The sequence below is a fragment of the Neptuniibacter sp. QD37_11 genome (assembly GCF_047778105.1).
Taxonomy (GTDB): Bacteria; Pseudomonadota; Gammaproteobacteria; order Pseudomonadales; family Balneatricaceae; genus Neptuniibacter.
In genome coordinates this window covers 3,369,238-3,387,792 of the sequence record NZ_CP180552.1, presented here as the reverse complement: position 1 = coordinate 3,387,792, position 18,555 = coordinate 3,369,238, and the positions used below count along the sequence as shown (strand labels likewise).

Here is an 18,555-nt window from a genome sequence, read left to right as displayed (position 1 = left end):
CGTGCGTAAAACGATTGCCTTTCTATTATTCGTATTTCTGACCATTCCGGTTCAAGCGCGTTCCCTAATTGTTTTAGGGGATAGCCTATCTGCTGCCTATCAGATGGATCTAGAACAAGGTTGGGTGCACTTGTTACAGCAGCGTTTAGAACAACAAGGCTATGCGCTTGAAGTGATTAATGCCAGCGTTAGTGGTGATACAACGCAAAATGGCATTGCGCGATTGAATTTGCTGCTGAAACAGACTGAGCCAGAGATTGTGGTTATCGAATTGGGCGGGAATGACGGTTTACGTGGCACGCCGCCGGTTGCGATCCAAAGAAATTTAGGGCGTCTAATCGATATGGCTGAAGGAAATGGAGCTAAGGTTTTGTTGCTTGGTATGCAGCTCCCTCCTAACTACGGTAAAGCCTATACCCAACGTTTTAGCGAAATCTATCCGACGGTGGCTGATAACAAAGACGTGGCTTTAGTGCCTTTCTTTATGGAGCAGGTTGCCCTGTTTCCTGAGCGCATGCAGGATGATGGGATTCATCCTAGTGCGGCTGGTCAGCCTTATCTGCTAGATACGATGTGGCCCTATTTAGAGCCATTATTGTAGTAATCGTTACTTATTTTCGAGTTGGAGATCGGGCTTGAGTAACCCCTGATAGGACACGAGTGAGCCCCGTAATGGCAAAGTAAAACCGACGAAAAATCGGTATCTCCCATCCTCTATCTTTTTGTAAGCAGTGGTTTTAGGTAGCAACCATGTGGGGACGGAAACACCTTTGATCTTAATTTTTAGACAGCGCCAAAACCATCCGCCCTCTTTGATATCAACTGTCAGATGCAATGTTATCGGGCCGGTTTCTTCGATCCAATAACCGTCTGCAATTGAACCCACCGGTTTAAATAGTGAAGTTACTCTCGCTTGGTCGTTGAAACAGCGCCCCCAGTATAAGCCATCAGGCTGATGAGATATGTTCACGGATAATTGATGTTGGCCAGCTGTTGGTAGGCCCATTTTCTTGGCAAGCCTCTGGCCGATTATTCCCGCGAGGCCTGTACCGAATGTTAGATCGACGGAGCCTTTAAGCTCACCACCTTGGATATGCAACTGTTGTAGTTGAGGGTGAAGTTCAGAAAATTTATCTCCGAACCAAGTGGATACAAGCGCAGATTTCATTCATACAGTCCTTTGTTTAGCTATTTCCCGTAACACTTGTTTTAGCCTATCACGATAAATCCTAGGCACAAAAAAGGCCGATACGTTTCCGTATCAGCCTTTTAAAAATTACGGTAACTTATGCAAAGTTAGCGTTTACGAATTCCCAGTTAACTAGCGCCCAGAAACCTTTTAGGTAATCAGGACGAACGTTACGGTAATCGATGTAGTAAGCGTGTTCCCATAGGTCAACAGTTAGCAGTGGAGTCTGACCTTCAGTTAGAGGGCAGCCAGCGTTGCTAGTGTTAACGATATCGATAGAACCGTCAGCGTTTTTAACCAACCAAGTCCAGCTAGAACCGAAGTTGTTAACTGCTTTGTCGTTTAGAGCTTCTTGGAATGCTGCGAAAGAACCCCACTTAGCGTTGATTGAATCAGCAATCGCGCCAGTTGGCTCACCACCACCGTTTGGAGATAGGCAGTTCCAGTAGAACGTGTGGTTCCAGATCTGAGCAGCGTTGTTGAATACGCCGCCAGCAGGAGCAGAAGTGATGATCTCTTCTAGAGTTTTACCTTCGTACTCGGTACCAGGAACTAGGCCATTTAGCTTAACAACGTATGTGTTGTGGTGCTTGCCGTGGTGGAAGTCTAGCGTTTCAGCAGAGATGTGTGGTTCCAGAGCGTCCTTTGCATAAGGTAGCGGCGGAAGTTCAAAGCTCATAAGTGTCACCTTATTCGTGTGTCGTAAAGACTTATTATCAGAGATTACCTGCGTTTCCGTATGCTCACACGATTGGCAGGTAATTATTAATTATCCAAAGCACGGGAATAATAGCACCCAAGAGTGATTATTTCATGGTACAAAAAGTGTGCTTATTTGATGTTCTTTTATTACGAACTATCTACCTATATTGGTTCATAATTCATTTTTTAAAGGGCTGCGACTAAAGTTTGCTGAAACTGTCATGTTTTAACCCTAGAATGACAGGCCTGTATTTTTATAACTATAAAAAAGTGACTGTTAGACGATGTATAAAGTTTTAATTTGGATCTCTGTGGTATCTCTGGCAATTCTGGTCGTTAAAACTCAGTTTTTAGCGTCTGATACGTTTGTGCCGTTTAAAGAGGACTGCATGAAGTTGGCGGGTGCTACAGAGGAACGCTGTGACTGCTTCTCTAAATATGTACACAAGCACTTTAGCGATAATGAAGTAAAACTGATCCGTGCTAATCAGCTGAGCAACCCGGACTTTAAATTTAAAGTGGAAGAAGTTCTGGCGCGCGCTAATCAGTCTTGTGCGGCTGAAAAATAACTCCTATCTACTCAACTAACTGGGATAGTTAACTCTATCCCAGTTACTTTTGATCTCTATCCGTTTTGAGAACCGCTCGCTAGATGGTTTCTTAACACTTCTAACGGGAATTGCGGATCACCGCAGGCAAAGAAATACGGATTCTCTAAAGACTCGCGTAAGTTATAGGTGAGGCCTTCGAGTGTTTCGGCGTTGACTAAACGCCCACCGGCTGCTTCCAGAATGGCTTGAGCTGCTGCCGTATCCCATTCACTGGTGGGATAAAGGCGTGGGTAAAAATCGGCTATACCTTCAGCGATTAGACACATCTTTAGAGAGCTCCCCATCCCTCGATGGCTAATCTGTGAAAACTGTTTGGCTATCGGTAGCATCAGGTTTTCGTTGGCTTCTTGGCCATGCCTGCGGCTGGATGCGACGATTAGGTCTTTGCCCAGAGGCCGGCTTCTGATTTGCGCTGGAGCTCGCCCATCTTCCTGTTTCCAAGCACCAATCTCGTTCCCTCCCCAATAGGCGACGCCGCTAACGGGGACATAGATAATGCCAAAGATAGGGCGGTTATTTTCGATCAGCGCAATATTGATGGTGAATTCATCGTTACGGTTAATAAACTCTTTGGTTCCGTCTAACGGATCGATACACCAAAATTGCTGCCAAACTTTACGCTGTTGATAGGTTAATTCAGTGTCTTCTTCGCTCAGTTGCGGGATCTCGGGTGTTAGATCACTGAGGCCTGCCTGAATCACCTGATGCGCAGCGAGATCAGCAGCCGTAACTGGGGAGTGGTCTTCTTTAGCCGCAATCGAAAAATCATCGCGCTGATAAACTTTTAAGATCTCAGCGCTGGCTTGCTGACAAATGCAGAGTAATGCTGAAGCTAAGTCGTGTTGGTTCATTACCTTACGGCCTTTTTGTTATTGGGTGTTGGCAGTATGAATGATGGTTCTACTTACGATTGAGGAAATCTCTGGCCATATAGAGCGCGGCAATGGCTCTACCTTCGGTAAAGTCATCGCTGGCTACCAGTTGTTCTATTTCGGCTAGCGGCCAACTGACAACTTCCATCTCCTCTGGTTCATCGCCTTGTAAACGACAAGGATAGAGATCTCTGGCGACGACCGCTGTAATGCTATGCCCCATATAGTTGGGTGCTGATGTCATTACTTTTAGCGTATTTAACTGGTTGCTACCAAATCCTGCTTCCTCTTTAAGCTCTCGGTCTGCAGCGATATGAGCGTCTTCACCGGGATCAATCAGGCCTTTAGGTAGCGTCAGCGTGTAATCCTCAATACCTGCAGCGTACTCTTTGATCAGCAGTACTTCATTGTCTTCGGTCACAGGAATGATCATTACTGCACCGTTACCTCGATTGGCTAAGCGCTCATAAGTGCGTTCGGCACCATTAGAAAAGCGAAGTTCAACCTGCTCGACTTTAAATAAGCGTGTTTGTGCGGCAGTTGTAACCTTCAAAATCTCGGGTTTAACCGGCATACTGAGGTTTCCTCTTTACTTGGCCTGAAAAATGTTTGATTGGCAGAATATAGATACCGTCTTGCTGGATATGGACGGCACCCTTCTTGATCTACACTTTGATACCTATTTTTGGCTAGAACATCTACCCCTGCGATATGCGCAGATCCACAAAATGGATCAAGATGAAGCTCGCAGCTGGTTGCATGAGCGTATCATAGAGCAGCAAGGAACTCTTAATTGGTATTGCTTGGATTATTGGACGCGTGAACTGAATGTGCCCATTACCGAGCTGAAATATGAGATTGCCGACAAAATCGCTTTTCGACCTCATGTGCAGGACTTTCTAGCTACCTTAAAAGCGCAGGGGATTCGCACGGTTATTGTGACGAATGCTCATTGGGGAAGCCTGTCTCTTAAAATTGAAAAAACCGCTATCAACGATCTTGTGGATGATGTCATCTGCTCTCATGACTTTGGATTGCCCAAAGAAGATCTCACTTTTTGGGATCGTCTGCAGCAAGTAGAGCCTTTTGATAAGTCCCGTACCTTGCTGGTGGATGATAGCTTTGCTGTACTTAACAGTGCTCGGGAATATGGTATTAAGTATTTATTGTCGATCTACCAACCTGATAGCCAGCAGCCTAAAAGAGAAATAGATGACTATAGTGCTATAGAGCACTTTGATGAGATTACCCCCAAGAAATGACAGATACAGAAGTAAAAGTTCGACTTGATAAATGGCTTTGGGCCGCTCGTTTTTATAAAACCCGCGCTGTTGCTAAACAGATGATCGATGGCGGTAAAGTGCACTACAACGGCCAACGTACCAAATGTAGCCGACACGTTGAGATCGGCGCTGTCTTAGAAATTCGTCAGGGTTTCGATGAGAAAGAGATCGTAGTGGTTGAACTCTCGGATAAGCGTCGTGGCGCGCCTGAAGCGCAAAAGCTCTACAAAGAAACTGAAGCCAGTATTAAAAAACGTGAAGAGCATGCAGCTCAGCGCAAGGCGATGGGTAGTAGCTTGAATCCGCGCAATCGACCGAATAAGAAAGAGCGTCGTCAGATTCGATCATTTAAAGATGGTGAGCGCGGTATCTTTGATAAAGGTTGAATGCTAACCGCATTGCTCATTTGTTTTTTGAACAATGCGGTTTGATAAGCCTGTTTAAGGCTTGAGAATCGGAAGTTGATTTAGCAAAGGTATCTTTGTGAATAGCCGTATTAATGGCAGCAGAAGTTTATGAGTCTTGCTGGTAGCTATATGCATAATTGGCGTGCAGAATGCCCAGCTCAGGGTAATCATCGCTGAGAAAGCCCCGCCCACTAAATTGTCACTCGCCCAGTGGGCTCCACCAACAACGCGTGGAAGCATAAATAGCACGGCCAAAAACAGAGCTGATAGAGATAGCCAGCTACGTGCATTTAGCATCATAAAACCTGCCCAAGTTAGCACGACGGTAGCGTGGTCCCCAGGGAAGGTGGATGTTGCACTGTCTTTGGCCGGAATATCCGGTACGATCTGACTAAATCGATATGCAGGCTCCAGCAATAAGGTTGGGCTCTTTCCACTTAGCTCCGCAGCCTTAGTGAAATTAGCCACCCCTTCTCTGACAAAGAACATCAAAACAAGTAGTAGAACAAACCCAATGATCGCTTGCTGCAGGCGGTCACGTTTGATGCCGAAATCCGGGAAGGTCAAACTCACCAGCATGATCGTTAGAGGGACTAGATCCATAATGCGGACATTGGCCCACGCCCAAAAGCGGGTCCAACCATTATCTTCAGACAGTGTGCCATTCAGCATAAAAAATAGGTTTTGGTCGATGCTGCGCCAGAAAGCAAAGCCTGTTTCTGTCACGAAGAAGCCAAACCAAGCAAACGCAAATAGATGCCCAAGGAAAAGCGCTTTTAGATTCCAAGTCTGCCTGAAAACGGTGATATCGTTCATACTGCAAATACTGTCCCGAATTGTTAGACAGATATGATAAAATACCTGTATTGACTTGGGTACCTGTCTGGACCCTCTTATTTTCCACTTATAACTCGATAGAATCCTCTCATGAGTAATCCTGATCAGATTCAGCGTATCCTATTCGATGAATTGGATATTCGCGGCGTTGTTTCCGGCGTACAGCAAACCTGTGCCGATTGTTTTGAAAACCATGACTATCCCGCTGTGATCCAGCAGGTGTTAGGTGAAATGTTAGCAGCAGTGAGCTTGCTTAGCTCGAACCTAAAATTTAAAGGTCGTCTTATTCTTCAAGCTCAAGGTCGAGGAAATGTTCGTGTGTTAATGGCGGAATGTAACCATGACCGCGATTTACGTGCGATTGCTCGTTACGAAGGTGAGCTAGATGAACAAGCTAACTTTGTGGATCTATTACCGCAAGGTCAGGTTGTCCTGACTATCGAGCCGGAGCAAGGACAGCCTTATCAAGGTATTGTGCCGCTAGACGGAGAAAACCTTGGTAAATGTTTAGAGAACTACTTCCTAAGTTCCGAGCAACTGCCAACCCAGATCCAGCTAGCTTCTGATGGTGAAAAAGCAGCAGGTATGATGCTGCAGGTATTGCCAGCGCAAGGTACAGGCGAAGAAGACTGGGACCGGGTCAGTCACTTAGCGTCCACGCTTAAAAGTGAAGAGTTATTGGAGTTAGATAACGAAACATTGTTGTACCGACTTTTCCACGAAGAACAATGCCGTCTATACGAACCGGATGACGTTCGATTTAAATGTACCTGTTCGCGTCAACGCAGCGAAGCGTCCTTGAAACTTGTCGAAAAAGCAGAGCTTTTAGAAGTACTAGAAGAGCAGGGCAAAGTGGCTGTAAATTGTCAGTTCTGTAACGCCCAGTACGATTTTGACGCTGCAGATATTGAAGCCCTGTTTGCTGAAAACGGCGCTTCAGGCGGCTCACAAGTACATTAAGCGAACTTATATTAGATATTCTGGTGGTGAATTTGCTGTAAAATCAATCAAATAAGCCTGTTTTTACGGCAGGTCAAATGCGAATTGATTTCAACAATGGCACAGCGTGCGATTTTTGTGCATAATACGCCTCCTTATAATTACGATACACCATAGCCTTACGCCTTATTAGGTAACGTTATTGGCGCCTATGCCAAGGGAACCCAGTAATGACCAAAGATTCTGTTAACATTGCACACCATAACTTAAGCCCAGCTAAGCTGGTTGAGAAAGCCATTGCCAACGGTGAAGGAACACTTGCTGACACTGGCGCATTGGTAGTGACAACAGGTAAACGTACCGGTCGTTCTCCGATGGATCGCTTCATCGTTGAAGAGCCAAGTACTGCTGATTCTATCGATTGGGGTAATATCAATCGCCCATTCGATTCAGACAAATTTGATGCGTTATGGACTCGCGTAGAAGAGTTCATCGCAGATAAAGAGCACTTCGTGTCAAACGTACACGTTGGTTCTGATCCAAACCATTATCTTGCTGTAAACATGACTACTCAGACTGCATGGCAGAACCTGTTTGGTCAGAACCTTTTCATTCGTCCTGCGGAATACAACCCGAAGTCGAAAGAAGAGTGGCAGATCCTAAACGTTGCTGGTTTCGAATGTGATCCAGAGCGTGACGGCACAAACAGCGATGGTTGCGTAATCATCAACTTCGCTAAGCGTAAAGTTTTGCTAGCAGGCATGCGCTACGCTGGTGAAATGAAGAAAGCGATGTTCTCTGTACAGAACTTCCTGTTACCAGAGAAAGACGTATTGCCAATGCACTGTTCTGCAAACGTTGGTGATGACAACAGCACAACGCTATTCTTCGGTCTATCCGGCACAGGTAAAACAACGCTGTCTGCTGACCCTTCTCGTTACCTAATCGGTGATGATGAGCACGGTTGGGGCAAAGGCGTTGTATTTAACCTGGAAGGTGGTTGCTACGCTAAAACTATCAATCTAAGCCAGAAGAACGAACCAATTATCTGGGACGCTATCCGCTTTGGTGCGATCGTAGAGAACGTTGCTCTAAACGATGCACGTACAGCTGATTACGATGACACATCTCTAACTGAGAACGGTCGTTGCGCATACCCGCTACAGCACGTTGAAAAACGTACTGTATCTAACATGGGTGAAGAGCCAGATTCTATCGTATTCCTAACATGTGACCTGACCGGCGTATTGCCACCAGTATCTATCCTGACTAAAGAAGCGGCTGCGTACCACTTCCTGTCTGGTTACACTGCACTTGTAGGTTCTACAGAAATGGGTTCAGGCGGTGGCATCAAGTCTACTTTCTCTACTTGCTTCGGTGCTCCTTTCTTCCCTCGTCCAGCGCACGTTTACGCTGAGCTTCTAATGAAGCGTATCGAAGAGTTCGGTTCTAAGGTTTACTTAGTAAACACTGGTTGGACTGGCGGTTCTTACGGTACTGGCGAGCGTTTCAGCATCCCAACTACCCGTGGCATCATCTCTGCAATCCAGAATGGTTCCCTAAACGGTGCTGAGACTGAGAAGCTAGAAGGTCTAAACCTAGAAGTACCAGTTTCGGTTGAAGGTGTAGACTCTACACTGCTTAACCCACGTAACACTTGGGCTGATAAGTCTGGTTACGATGCAACTGCAAACGACCTGATCGGTCAGTTCGTAGAGAACTTCAAGAAGTTCGACGGCGTATCTGAAGAGATCATTGCAGCGGGCCCTAAGCTATAAGCGGCTAGCTAGCATTTGAAAAAAACCTCGTATTTATACGAGGTTTTTTTTTGCCTTAGTTTTGTTAAAGGGATATTTTTATCAAATGTATGATTCATTAAATCAGGGAGTGATATGGATGAAGCGTGTAGATCAGAGTTGGGTGCTACTCTGATTTTTGAGTGGGTCTGTAGTTTTGCTGGGTAGGTCTGCCCTTAATGTTAAATAATGAGTTCAACGCGCGATGGTGCTACAAGATAAGGCTTATGGATCTAAACCAGACCGTAAAGGACAAATGTGCGGAATTACGAGAAACTCGTTGCTAATGTTGCTTTGCATTAGGGAGAGGAAGTGTTTCGTTTATTATTGATTATTAGCTGTTGGATGCTGACGGGCTTTGCTCAAGCGATTGATGGCGAAGGTGGTCTGGTGGCGCCTGATCTTCCGGCGTTAAATGCTATTTCGGATCAAACCTCCATATCTGGTTTATCCTCCGGTGGTTTTATGGCTGCTCAGTATCATATTGCATATTCTGAGAATCTAGTGGGCGCAGGGATTATTGCAGGAGGACCGTGGAATTGTGTCGCGAGTATTCCCGGAAGTGATATGACGCCTAAGCTTGTGAGTGCCACTACAACCTGTATGGATCCTTGCAAGTACAGCTGGTTTGGTTGTCCTGAATCTCTTTATCCTAATAGTCGTTATTTGTCTGAACTAGCCAAAACTGAAGCTGAGCGCGGTAGTATCGCTAAGTTAGAGAATCTTTATGATGACAAGGTTTATATCTTCTCGGGCCTTGAAGATAAAACCGTGTGGCAGGTCGTGGGCGACCAGACGGTGTCTTTCTATAAGCACTTAGAACTTGATGAAAGTGCTATTCGCTACGATAACAGAGTGGCTGCAGGACACGGATTTATTACCGATGATCTTGAAGATAATCAATGTAGCCTGACAGAAAAACCATGGATCAATAATTGTGGCTTCTCCCAAGCGCGGCGATTGCTAGAGCATATCTATGGCGAATTGGAGGTCGATGTTAAAGAGCTGTCAGGTGAGTTGATTAAATTTGATCAAACACCTTTCATTTCAGGCGAATACAGTAGTCTAGATAATATGGGTTATGTCTATATTCCTGAGAGTTGCCGTAGTGAATCTTGCAGGGTGCATGTGGCTCTACATGGTTGCCGTCAAGGTCATGAATTTTTGGGGGATCGGTTTGTAAAGGGTACGGGTTATAACGAAACAGCGGATGCTAATCGATTGATTATCCTTTACCCGCAAGTGAAACCCTCCTCAATCATGCCTTTAAACCCCCGTGGCTGTTGGGATTTTTGGGGGTATAGCAGTAATAACTTACCGCCATATCATTACTATAAAAGAACTGCGCCACAGATGAAGGCGATCAATCAAATGGTTAATCGCTTAACCTCAAAACCTACTAATGATTATTAATAGTGCAAGTTTGAAGATTAGATAGTTAGCTGTATTTTAGCTTCATATCAGCGCTTTCTAGATAACTCGCTTCCTGCTCAAGCCCTGCTTCGGTCAATGGGTGGTGAGATAGCCAGTCCTCAGGGAAATTCATATGCAGTGTTTTGCCGTCAAAGCTAAACGTGATTGCTGGAAGGCGATCTGAAGAGCGACTGCGATGGAGTACAACTGCCAATCTTAGTAACACGCAGAGTCGACGATAGGGTTCTTGCAAACGTTTAGGTAGTGCTTTGAACTCGTCTTTAGGAAATTTACGACGATGACCGCGCACGAGAGTCGCTAGTTGTTGTTGCTCGCGCGTCGTAAAGCCGGGTAGATCAGAGTGGCTAAGCAGATAAGCACTATGCTTATGGAACTGGCTGTGAGCGATTGTCAGGCCAATCTCATGTGTACGTGCTGCCCAACAAAGCATATCGTAGTCTTTTGAAGAAAGGTGCCAGCTTTCCTTCAATTGTGCCCAAGCAAGCAGAGCTGTTTGTTCGACACGTTCGGCTTGTTCTTGGTCAACATGGTAGCGCTGCATAAGTGCGGTAATGCTGCGATCACGGACATCTTCATGCTTTAAACGGCCTGCCATATCATAGAGAACGCCTTCACGTAGTGCGCCTTCGGAGAAGCTCAGTTTCTCAAGATTTAGGGCTTCGAATATCCCGCATAAAATTGCAACGCCTGCAGTGAGGACGGTTTTTCGCTCAGTTTTGATGCCGTTAATGTCGATATCGTCACTGTGTTGGAAGGTCAGCAGAAGATCTCTAAGTTGCTGCAACCCTTCCCAGGTTATGGACTCTTGGCTGTAGCCGTAATCCTGACAAATATTGCGAACGGCTTTGATTGTGCCTGATGCACCTACTGCACTGTTCCAACCTAGATTGCGATATTCTCGGACGATAGATTGCAGTTCTTGGCGAGCGGCTGTGCGAGCGCGTTTAAAGTTGGAAGCAGAGATAATGCCATCTTTAAAATAGCGTTTGGTATAGCTAACGCAGCCCATATGGAGGCTTTCCATAGTGCGGGGCTCAAAGCGCTCGCCAATGATAAACTCAGTACTACCGCCACCAATATCAATGACTAAACGGGAGCCTTGATCATCTGCAAGGGTGTGGGATACACCTAAATAGATAAGACGCGCTTCCTCTCGACCTGCGATGATCTCAAGCGGAGTTTCTAGGATAGCTTCAGCTTCCTCAATAAACTCTCGGCTATTTTTGGCTTCACGAAGAGCGTTGGTGCCTACGACTCTAACGGAATCTCTAGGGAGGTCTTTGACTCGCTGGGCAAAACGGCTGAGGCATTCGAGCCCTCGTTGTTTGGCTTCATCAGTCAGGTAGCGTTTCTCATTGATGCCAGCGGCCAGTTGAACCTTATCGGACAAGAGGTCAATCGGGCGTATCTCACCCTGATCAAGTTGCGCGACAACCATATGGAAACTGTTAGACCCTAAATCAATGGCTGCTAAGCGTTGATCATCTTGTTTATCTGAAACAGTTGAAGGCTCTGTCATGCGTTATCGTCCTATGACCCGATATGGAAGGCTGAGCTAGATTACCAAAAGTACTGCGGTACTGCAGGTGCTTTTCATCTTTTGTTTTAAGGCTTTTAATTTATAAGGATAGTCTACTGGAAATATGGCCTGGCAGTCCCATGAAATGGGGCTTTATAGCGTTTGAGGTTTAAGCTTATAGCTAAATAATTGACCGCTATGCTAGGGAATTACCCTTGTAGGCGTTACACAATAGGCGGCGAGGATGCTATTATCGGCAGTCTTATTGAAAAATAATGGGCGCAGCGGAGAAAAGTTCCCATGAGTGAAAACATTGTAAATGTTACAGATGCTTCCTTTGAGGAAGATGTTCTCAAAGCTGAAGGTGCAGTATTAGTTGATTACTGGGCTGAGTGGTGTGGTCCTTGTAAGATGATCGCCCCTGTTCTGGAAGAGATCGCTAAAGAATACGGTGACCAGTTGAAAATTTGTAAACTGAACATCGATGAAAACAGCGAAACTCCACCAAAATTTGGTATTCGTGGTATCCCTACATTGATGCTTTTCAAAGGTGGTAATGTAGAAGCTACTAAGGTTGGCGCACTATCTAAATCGCAGCTTTCTGCGTTTATTGAAGCTAATCTTTAATAGATTGATACCTAGAAAGTGTAATGTGGCTCAAAACATTACACTTTCTTACCTTTGCACTATAGACAGACCCTTACCTACCTTCTATAGTGTTGCTTGTTTGGTCCTCCCGCTAAAATCTTTTTCCTTCGTTGTATTTTATGCGAGAGCGTTTTGACCAACGTTCGACTATCTTCTTAAATTCCATCCACATATTAAAAATTAGCTTCGTGCTTCTTTTCTTCAAACTATGAATCTTACCGAACTAAAAACAAAAAGCGTTCCCGAGTTACTTGAAATTGCCAAAGGCATGGGAATGGATAATCTGGCTCGTTCCCGTAAACAGGATGTTATTTTCGCTATTCTTAAGCGTCATGCGAAAGGCGGTGAAGACATCTACGGTAATGGTGTCCTAGAAATTCTGCAGGATGGTTTTGGTTTCCTGCGTTCCGCTGACTCCTCATACCTAGCTGGCCCGGATGATATTTACGTATCTCCAAGTCAGATTCGTCGTTTTAACCTACGTACAGGTGACACGATTGCGGGTAAGATTCGTCCACCTAAAGATGGTGAGCGTTACTTCGCATTATTGAAAGTTAATGAAATTAACTACGATAAGCCTGATAACGCGAAGAATAAGATTCTTTTCGAAAACCTGACGCCTCTATTTGCGCAGGATCGGTTGCGGATGGAAATTGGTAACGGCAGTACAGAAGATCTGACTGCACGTGTTATCGATCTGGTTTGCCCAATGGGTAAAGGTCAGCGTGCTTTGGTTGTATCACCGCCTAAAGCCGGTAAAACCCTGATGCTACAGAACATTGCTAACAGCATCACCCGTAACAACCCAGAAACTCACCTGATTGTATTGCTAATCGATGAGCGCCCTGAGGAAGTAACAGAGATGCAGCGTACCGTTCGCGGTGAAGTGGTTGCATCTACCTTCGATGAGCCGCCATCACGTCACGTGCAAGTGGCTGAGATGGTTATCGAGAAAGCTAAGCGTCTAACTGAGCATAAGAAAGACGTGGTTATCCTTCTGGATTCCATTACGCGTTTGGCTCGTGCCTACAACACAGTTATCCCATCTTCCGGTAAAGTACTCACCGGTGGTGTTGATGCGCATGCTCTAGAGCGTCCTAAGCGCTTCTTTGGTGCTGCGCGTAACATCGAAGAGGGCGGTAGCTTAACAATCATCGCAACTGCGTTGGTTGATACGGGTTCTAAGATGGACGAAGTTATCTTTGAGGAATTCAAAGGTACAGGTAACTCTGAAGTTCACTTGGATCGTAAAGTTGCTGAGAAACGTGTATTCCCAGCAATCAATATTCGTCGTTCTGGTACGCGTCGTGAAGATCTTCTTACATCTGAAGAAGAACTACAGCGCATGTGGATCCTGCGTAAGCTTCTAGATCCAATGGAAGATACTGCAGCGACAGAGTTTGTAATCGACAAACTGAAAGACTTTAAAACAAACGACGAATTCTTCCTTTCGATGAAACGGAAGTAAACCGGTTTGCGTATTAAAGGGTGAGCATCTGCTTGCCCTTTTTTATATCTACTAGGTCTGATTATGGCGACACCCAAATATAAAGATCTGCGTGATTTTATCCACATGCTTGAAGAGCGTGGCGAGTTAAAGCGTATTAAGCAAGAGATTGATCCTAATCTGGAGATGACCGAGATTAGTGATCGTACTCTCAAAGCAGGCGGTCCTGCTTTGCTGTTTGAAAACCCGAAAGGCTCCTATTATCCAGTGTTAGCTAACTTGTTTGGTACGCCTGAACGTGTAGCGATGGGTATGGGAGAGGAGTCTGTAGAAGCGCTGAGAGATGTAGGTAAACTCTTATCTCAATTAAAAGAGCCTGAACCACCTAAGGGTATGAAGGATGCTTGGGAAAAGCTGCCTATCTTTAAGCAAGTGCTCAATATGGGCCCCAAGCTGGTTAAGTCAGCGCCGTGCCAGAAACATGTGATTGAAGGGGATGATGTTGATCTAAATACCCTTCCTATTCAAACTTGCTGGCCGGGGGATGCAGCACCGTTGGTTACTTGGCCTTTGGTGATTACACGCGGTCCTAATAAAGAGCGACAGAATTTAGGTATCTACCGTCAGCAATTAATCGGTAAAAATAAACTGATTATGCGTTGGCTCGCCCACCGTGGTGGTGCACTCGATTTTCGTGAGTGGAAACAGGAACATCCGGGTGAAAAGTTCCCTGTTGCCGTTGCTTTGGGCGCAGACCCTGCAACAATTTTGGGTGCAGTGACACCGGTTCCTGATACTTTGTCTGAGTATGCTTTTGCGGGCTTGCTGCGTGGTGGCAAAACGGAAGTTACTCAGTGTATTGGTAATGATCTTCATGTACCTGCTAGCGCTGAGTTTATTTTAGAGGGTTATATTGATCCGGACGAAATGGCGGATGAAGGCCCATTTGGCGACCATACAGGTTACTACAACGAGGTTGATAGCTTCCCTGTATTTACGGTCGAGAGAATTACCCATCGCAGTAACCCAATCTATCACAGCACCTATACTGGCCGTCCACCAGATGAGCCAGCTATCTTAGGTGTGGCGCTAAACGAAGTATTCGTACCGATTCTGCAGAAGCAGTTCCCTGAAATCGTCGATTTTTATCTGCCGCCTGAAGGCTGTTCTTACCGTATGGCGGTAGTGACGATTAAGAAGCAGTATCCGGGTCATGCAAAGCGTGTGATGTTGGGTGTCTGGTCGTTCTTAAGACAGTTTATGTACACCAAATTCGTGATCGTTTGTGATGATGATGTGAATGCCCGCGATTGGAATGATGTGATCTGGGCGATCACTACGCGGATGGACCCTCAGCGAGATACTGTGATGATCGATAATACACCGATCGATTATCTCGACTTTGCTTCGCCTGTGTCAGGCCTCGGCTCTAAAATGGGTATGGACGCGACCAATAAATGGGAAGGTGAAACAACTCGTGAGTGGGGTGAGCCTATCGTTATGGATCCCGAAGTTCAGAGTAAAGTGGACGATATCTGGGACGAATTGGGTATTTTAAAGTGATCTATGCCTAAGCATATTCTGATCGAAAATAACGGGGATGAAATTCCTTCTGGATCAGATGAAACCCTGCTGGAAAGTTTGCATCGAGCAGGGTATAAAATGCGCGTCAGCTGTCGCAATGGTGTCTGTGAAATTTGCGAAGTAAAGCTGCTTGAAGGCGAAATTAAACAACGCTATCCGGAACTGCATCTCTCTGTTGATAGCGTTCAAACTACTCGTAGTGCACCAAGTGTACTAGCATGTACATGTAAACCCTTAAGTGATGTAAGGGTCAGGATTGAAGGGTTAAAAAGCCCTGGAGAGTTATCTGTGAAAAAGCTCCTTTGTGATATTAAGGCATTTGAAAAGCTAAACCATGATGTGTACCGCATCCGCCTGCAAATGCCTGCAACGGCTTCTCTATCTGCCGAATTTTTTGCTGGTCAGTATTTAGATATCTTTTTGCCAGACGGTAAACAGGCTTCATTTTCTATTGGTTCTGCGCCAGATACGGGTCGTGATATCGAGTTACATATCCGTCATATGCCTGAGAGTGAAATGTCTAATGCGATTATCGGACATTTAAAAAGCGAAAAAACGGTAGAGATTGAACTGCCTAAAGGTGATTGCTACCTACAAGCTCATAAACTAAAACCTGATACGCGTTTGATTTTGGCTGCGGCGAGCACGGGCTTTGCGCAAGTGAAGAGCGTGGTAGAGCATCTATTGGCTAATCAATTTGGTAACCCAATTTATATCTATTGGGGCGCGCGTGTAGAAGAAGACATGTATTTGGAAAAGTTGCCAATGCAATGGGCTGCAGAGCATCCAAATGTTCACTTTGAGCCTATTGTGAGCGAACCTGAAAATAGCCCTGGTTGGACAGGTCGTACAGGCCTTCTACCGGATGCTGTTTTAGAAGATTTTGCCGATTTTGAGAATGTAGAAATTTTTGCAAGTGGTTCTCCAGGAATGGTTTATGCGTTGTTAGATGCGTGTGAACCACGTGGCTTTGAAGAAGCGAATATGCATTCTGATGTATTTGCTTATGCGCCAAGACCTAAGAGTTAATTCACCTCTTTATTTAAAAAGGAGCCTTTGGCTCCTTTTTTATTGCTCAATCATCCTTAAAAGCGTGTTTTACACTAGCTAGGTGTAACAAAGCTTTCTTATAAATGCTTTTCTGGTCATTTTTTATTAGAATCCACGGTTCGCGCTTACCCTAATCGCTTAGTTATGGATCTCTATCTGAGCGGTTATCGATAAACGCCGAGCCAGAATTGCGCTAGCTAGACGTTTTACCTGTTTTTATCAACTTACTTGGATGTATTCAGATGCAATCATTCGCTGCCTTAATGATTCGTTCCCTTGTTTATCTGCTATTTATGGCAGGTGTAGCAAATATCTTTGCAATGGAAGGTTATGCCCTATTGGCAGAGAGTAAGTATGATGAAGGTTCGGCGACAGAGTTGATGCATGATACGTTTGCTTTCGTTACCTGCATGCTATTTTTAGTCGGCGCTTATTACAGTGACACGTTGCGCCCAGCTGCCGTGGTTGTTGCGACGCTGAGTGGCATGATGCTGATTCGTGAGTTTGATGCTTTCTTAGATGAGAATATGTTTGATGGCGCATGGCAGACGCTGGTTTGCATCTTGATTGCTACATCGACTTTATATTTGATTAGGCAGCAGCATCCGGTCAAACCTTCCTTAATTGAATTCTCGAAACTGTCTAGTGCTGGTATCTATCTGAGCGGTATCTTAGTTGTATTGGTATTTTCGCGCCTGTTTGGTCGAGGTTCCTTCTGGGAAGCGGTGATGGGCGATGGCTATGTAAGGGTCGTGAAGAATATTGTAGAAGAGGGAACTGAGCTTATGGGCTATACGATACTGGTTGTCGCTGCGGTTGAGTTTCTGTGGCAGATTGTCAGTCAGCGAAAAGTGAGCGCAGATAACCCTTAGGTTAGAGATCTAGAGTAAATGAAAGAGGAGCTGCAAGCTCCTCTTTTGCTTTTGGCTGGCAATAACTTCAGTCGCGGGATAAGCTGTATAAAATCCATAACACCTCAGGGACTTTTGAGTTCTATGGAAGGGCAAAGCTCTGAAGTATTGATGGTTCGGCAGCCTATCTTTGATCGAAACCTCAAGATCATCTCTTATCAGCTGCGCTATCAATATTCTGAATACATCGAAGACTCGTTGTTTGATCCTGAAACGGAAGGGTCAATGCTCGTTATGCATACCTTCACCAGCCTGTTTCAAGACGGGCATATCCATAAAGTTCCCGTCTTTCTCCCTTTTCCTAGTTCTATGCTGCAGGAGGGGAGTTCTCTAGCTTTGCCTAGAAAAGAGATAGTTATTGAAGTCCATCCAGATATAACAGTGACTGAAGAGGTTATCACCCACCTTAGAATGCTTTCTAAACAAGGGTACCGAATTGCTTTGGATGGGTTCTCCATGCAACCTCACCTCATCCCCTTAATTAAGTTGGTCAATATCATCAAAATTGATTTTAGTTTGATGCATCGGACTAAAATCAAAAAGCTGGTAGCCACGCTGAATAAAGCAAAAAAGACCGCATTAGCGCAAAATGTAGATGACTTTGAAACCCTGCAGTTCTGTAAAAAGGTTGGATTTAAGCTGTTTCAAGGCGGTTTTATTAGTCGTCCAGTTAAGGTGCTGGGGAAAGATGTGCCGGGTAATAGCGCGGCTTTAATGCAGCTTTTGCAACAGTTGCAGCGTCCAGATATTACGCCTTCAGAAATTGAAGAGCTGATTATCATGGACCCTAAGCTTAGTTTTAAAATTCTAAAAGTGGTTAATTCAGCTGCCTATCAGCAGAACCGTTCGATTGATTCTATGCAGCAGGCGGTGGTTATCTTGGGGCATGATCAAATACGGAAGTGGGCGACTCTTATTACATTAGCCAGTAACCCTGATAAACCCGAAGAGCTTGCTAGAAACCTATTGGTCCGTGGTCGGATGTGTGAGTTGTTGGCCGAATCGACCGAAGCTTTGCAGCAAGACAGTGCTTTTATGGTGGGAATGATCTCTCAGTTAGATCTCTTATTAGATGTAGAAATGGATGAAATTTTGCGTCAGATTCCCATAGATGACAGCATTAAGCATGCAATATCTGATTTTGAAGGCGATTTAGGTGGATTGCTGAAAGTTGTGATTGCTTTCGAAAAAGCGGATTGGGAAGAGGTTGAAGCTTCTCCTTTTGGTAAAGAGTTTTTTGATGTGGCCTATCGACATAGCCTGCACTGGGCTGAGCAGGCTATGGAGGCCTTAGTGCAAACGGAATAAATAAAAAAGGATGCTATA

General features: G+C 45.1%; 19 protein-coding genes. 13 read left to right on the top strand and 6 right to left on the bottom strand.

The annotated features are described in order from the left end of the window. The first annotated feature begins 1 nt into the window (after nucleotide 1). Nucleotides 2-601, top strand: coding sequence for an arylesterase (locus tag ACMXYT_RS16055; protein ID WP_415911667.1), 600 nt, complete (start codon nucleotides 2-4; stop codon nucleotides 599-601). Nucleotides 602-607: 6 nt separating this feature from the next. Here the strand turns inward: ACMXYT_RS16055 and ACMXYT_RS16050 are convergent, their stop codons facing one another. Together ACMXYT_RS16050 and ACMXYT_RS16045 are read right to left on the bottom strand one after the other, a co-directional pair. Continuing rightward, nucleotides 608-1,168 (bottom strand): DUF4166 domain-containing protein, encoded by a 561-nt coding sequence (locus tag ACMXYT_RS16050; protein WP_415899475.1) that lies wholly within the window; start codon nucleotides 1,166-1,168, stop codon nucleotides 608-610. A gap of 118 nt (nucleotides 1,169-1,286) precedes the next feature. Next, entirely contained in the window at nucleotides 1,287-1,868 is a 582-nt protein-coding gene (locus ACMXYT_RS16045) for a superoxide dismutase (protein WP_415911666.1), read from the bottom strand. A gap of 307 nt (nucleotides 1,869-2,175) precedes the next feature. Between ACMXYT_RS16045 and ACMXYT_RS16040 the strand changes: the two genes are divergently transcribed. Then, nucleotides 2,176-2,460 (top strand): hypothetical protein, encoded by a 285-nt coding sequence (locus tag ACMXYT_RS16040; RefSeq protein ID WP_415886206.1) that lies wholly within the window; start codon nucleotides 2,176-2,178, stop codon nucleotides 2,458-2,460. A gap of 56 nt (nucleotides 2,461-2,516) precedes the next feature. On the opposite strand, the gene cysQ is transcribed toward ACMXYT_RS16040, so the two are convergent. Both cysQ and nudE read right to left on the bottom strand, forming a co-directional pair. Beyond that, nucleotides 2,517-3,353: a 3'(2'),5'-bisphosphate nucleotidase CysQ gene (gene cysQ / locus ACMXYT_RS16035; protein ID WP_415899474.1), complete on the bottom strand. Its 837-nt coding sequence runs from the start codon at nucleotides 3,351-3,353 to the stop codon at nucleotides 2,517-2,519. 49 nt (nucleotides 3,354-3,402) lie between these two features. Next, the gene (nudE, locus tag ACMXYT_RS16030; protein WP_415899473.1) at nucleotides 3,403-3,948 is read right to left on the bottom strand and encodes an ADP compounds hydrolase NudE; all 546 of its coding nucleotides are present in this window, start codon (nucleotides 3,946-3,948) and stop codon (nucleotides 3,403-3,405) included. A 31-nt stretch (nucleotides 3,949-3,979) separates the two neighbouring features. Here nudE and yrfG point away from each other — a divergent pair, with 31 nt between their 5' ends. Further along, the gene (yrfG, locus tag ACMXYT_RS16025) at nucleotides 3,980-4,636 is read left to right on the top strand and encodes a GMP/IMP nucleotidase (RefSeq protein WP_415911665.1); all 657 of its coding nucleotides are present in this window, start codon (nucleotides 3,980-3,982) and stop codon (nucleotides 4,634-4,636) included. Further along, nucleotides 4,633-5,043: a ribosome-associated heat shock protein Hsp15 gene (hslR, locus tag ACMXYT_RS16020; RefSeq protein ID WP_415886198.1), complete on the top strand. Its 411-nt coding sequence runs from the start codon at nucleotides 4,633-4,635 to the stop codon at nucleotides 5,041-5,043. The genes yrfG and hslR overlap by 4 nt, the downstream gene beginning before the upstream one ends. Nucleotides 5,044-5,097: 54 nt before the next feature. Here the strand turns inward: hslR and ACMXYT_RS16015 are convergent, their stop codons facing one another. After that, nucleotides 5,098-5,880 (bottom strand): phosphatase PAP2 family protein, encoded by a 783-nt coding sequence (locus tag ACMXYT_RS16015; protein WP_415911664.1) that lies wholly within the window; start codon nucleotides 5,878-5,880, stop codon nucleotides 5,098-5,100. A gap of 111 nt (nucleotides 5,881-5,991) precedes the next feature. Here ACMXYT_RS16015 and hslO point away from each other — a divergent pair, with 111 nt between their 5' ends. The 3 genes from hslO (at nucleotide 5,992) to ACMXYT_RS16000 (ending at nucleotide 10,049) form a co-directional block, all read left to right on the top strand. Beyond that, a complete protein-coding gene (gene hslO / locus ACMXYT_RS16010) occupies nucleotides 5,992-6,861 on the top strand; it encodes an Hsp33 family molecular chaperone HslO (protein ID WP_415911663.1) in 870 nt (289 codons plus the stop codon). A gap of 209 nt (nucleotides 6,862-7,070) precedes the next feature. Next, nucleotides 7,071-8,618: a phosphoenolpyruvate carboxykinase gene (locus tag ACMXYT_RS16005; protein WP_415886192.1), complete on the top strand. Its 1,548-nt coding sequence runs from the start codon at nucleotides 7,071-7,073 to the stop codon at nucleotides 8,616-8,618. 330 nt (nucleotides 8,619-8,948) lie between these two features. Then, nucleotides 8,949-10,049 (top strand): poly(3-hydroxybutyrate) depolymerase, encoded by a 1,101-nt coding sequence (locus ACMXYT_RS16000; RefSeq protein WP_415899469.1) that lies wholly within the window; start codon nucleotides 8,949-8,951, stop codon nucleotides 10,047-10,049. Nucleotides 10,050-10,074: 25 nt separating this feature from the next. On the opposite strand, the gene ppx is transcribed toward ACMXYT_RS16000, so the two are convergent. Then, on the bottom strand, nucleotides 10,075-11,589 hold the full coding sequence (gene ppx / locus ACMXYT_RS15995) for an exopolyphosphatase (RefSeq protein WP_415899468.1): 1,515 nt from the start codon (nucleotides 11,587-11,589) through the stop codon (nucleotides 10,075-10,077). Between the two features lie 300 nt (nucleotides 11,590-11,889). Between ppx and trxA the strand changes: the two genes are divergently transcribed. The 6 genes from trxA (at nucleotide 11,890) to ACMXYT_RS15965 (ending at nucleotide 18,537) form a co-directional block, all read left to right on the top strand. After that, on the top strand, nucleotides 11,890-12,216 hold the full coding sequence (trxA, locus tag ACMXYT_RS15990) for a thioredoxin TrxA (protein WP_415882785.1): 327 nt from the start codon (nucleotides 11,890-11,892) through the stop codon (nucleotides 12,214-12,216). A 229-nt stretch (nucleotides 12,217-12,445) separates the two neighbouring features. Next, the gene (gene rho / locus ACMXYT_RS15985) at nucleotides 12,446-13,705 is read left to right on the top strand and encodes a transcription termination factor Rho (RefSeq protein WP_007021413.1); all 1,260 of its coding nucleotides are present in this window, start codon (nucleotides 12,446-12,448) and stop codon (nucleotides 13,703-13,705) included. A gap of 63 nt (nucleotides 13,706-13,768) precedes the next feature. Further along, nucleotides 13,769-15,247, top strand: coding sequence for a 4-hydroxy-3-polyprenylbenzoate decarboxylase (gene ubiD, locus ACMXYT_RS15980; protein WP_415899467.1), 1,479 nt, complete (start codon nucleotides 13,769-13,771; stop codon nucleotides 15,245-15,247). Nucleotides 15,248-15,250: 3 nt separating this feature from the next. Further along, nucleotides 15,251-16,297, top strand: a complete 1,047-nt coding sequence (locus ACMXYT_RS15975) for a 2Fe-2S iron-sulfur cluster-binding protein (RefSeq protein ID WP_415899466.1) — start codon at nucleotides 15,251-15,253, stop codon at nucleotides 16,295-16,297. Between the two features lie 263 nt (nucleotides 16,298-16,560). Beyond that, nucleotides 16,561-17,190 (top strand): hypothetical protein, encoded by a 630-nt coding sequence (locus tag ACMXYT_RS15970; RefSeq protein ID WP_415899465.1) that lies wholly within the window; start codon nucleotides 16,561-16,563, stop codon nucleotides 17,188-17,190. A gap of 123 nt (nucleotides 17,191-17,313) precedes the next feature. Then, entirely contained in the window at nucleotides 17,314-18,537 is a 1,224-nt protein-coding gene (locus ACMXYT_RS15965) for an EAL and HDOD domain-containing protein (RefSeq protein WP_415911662.1), read from the top strand. Nucleotides 18,538-18,555: the final 18 nt, after the last annotated feature.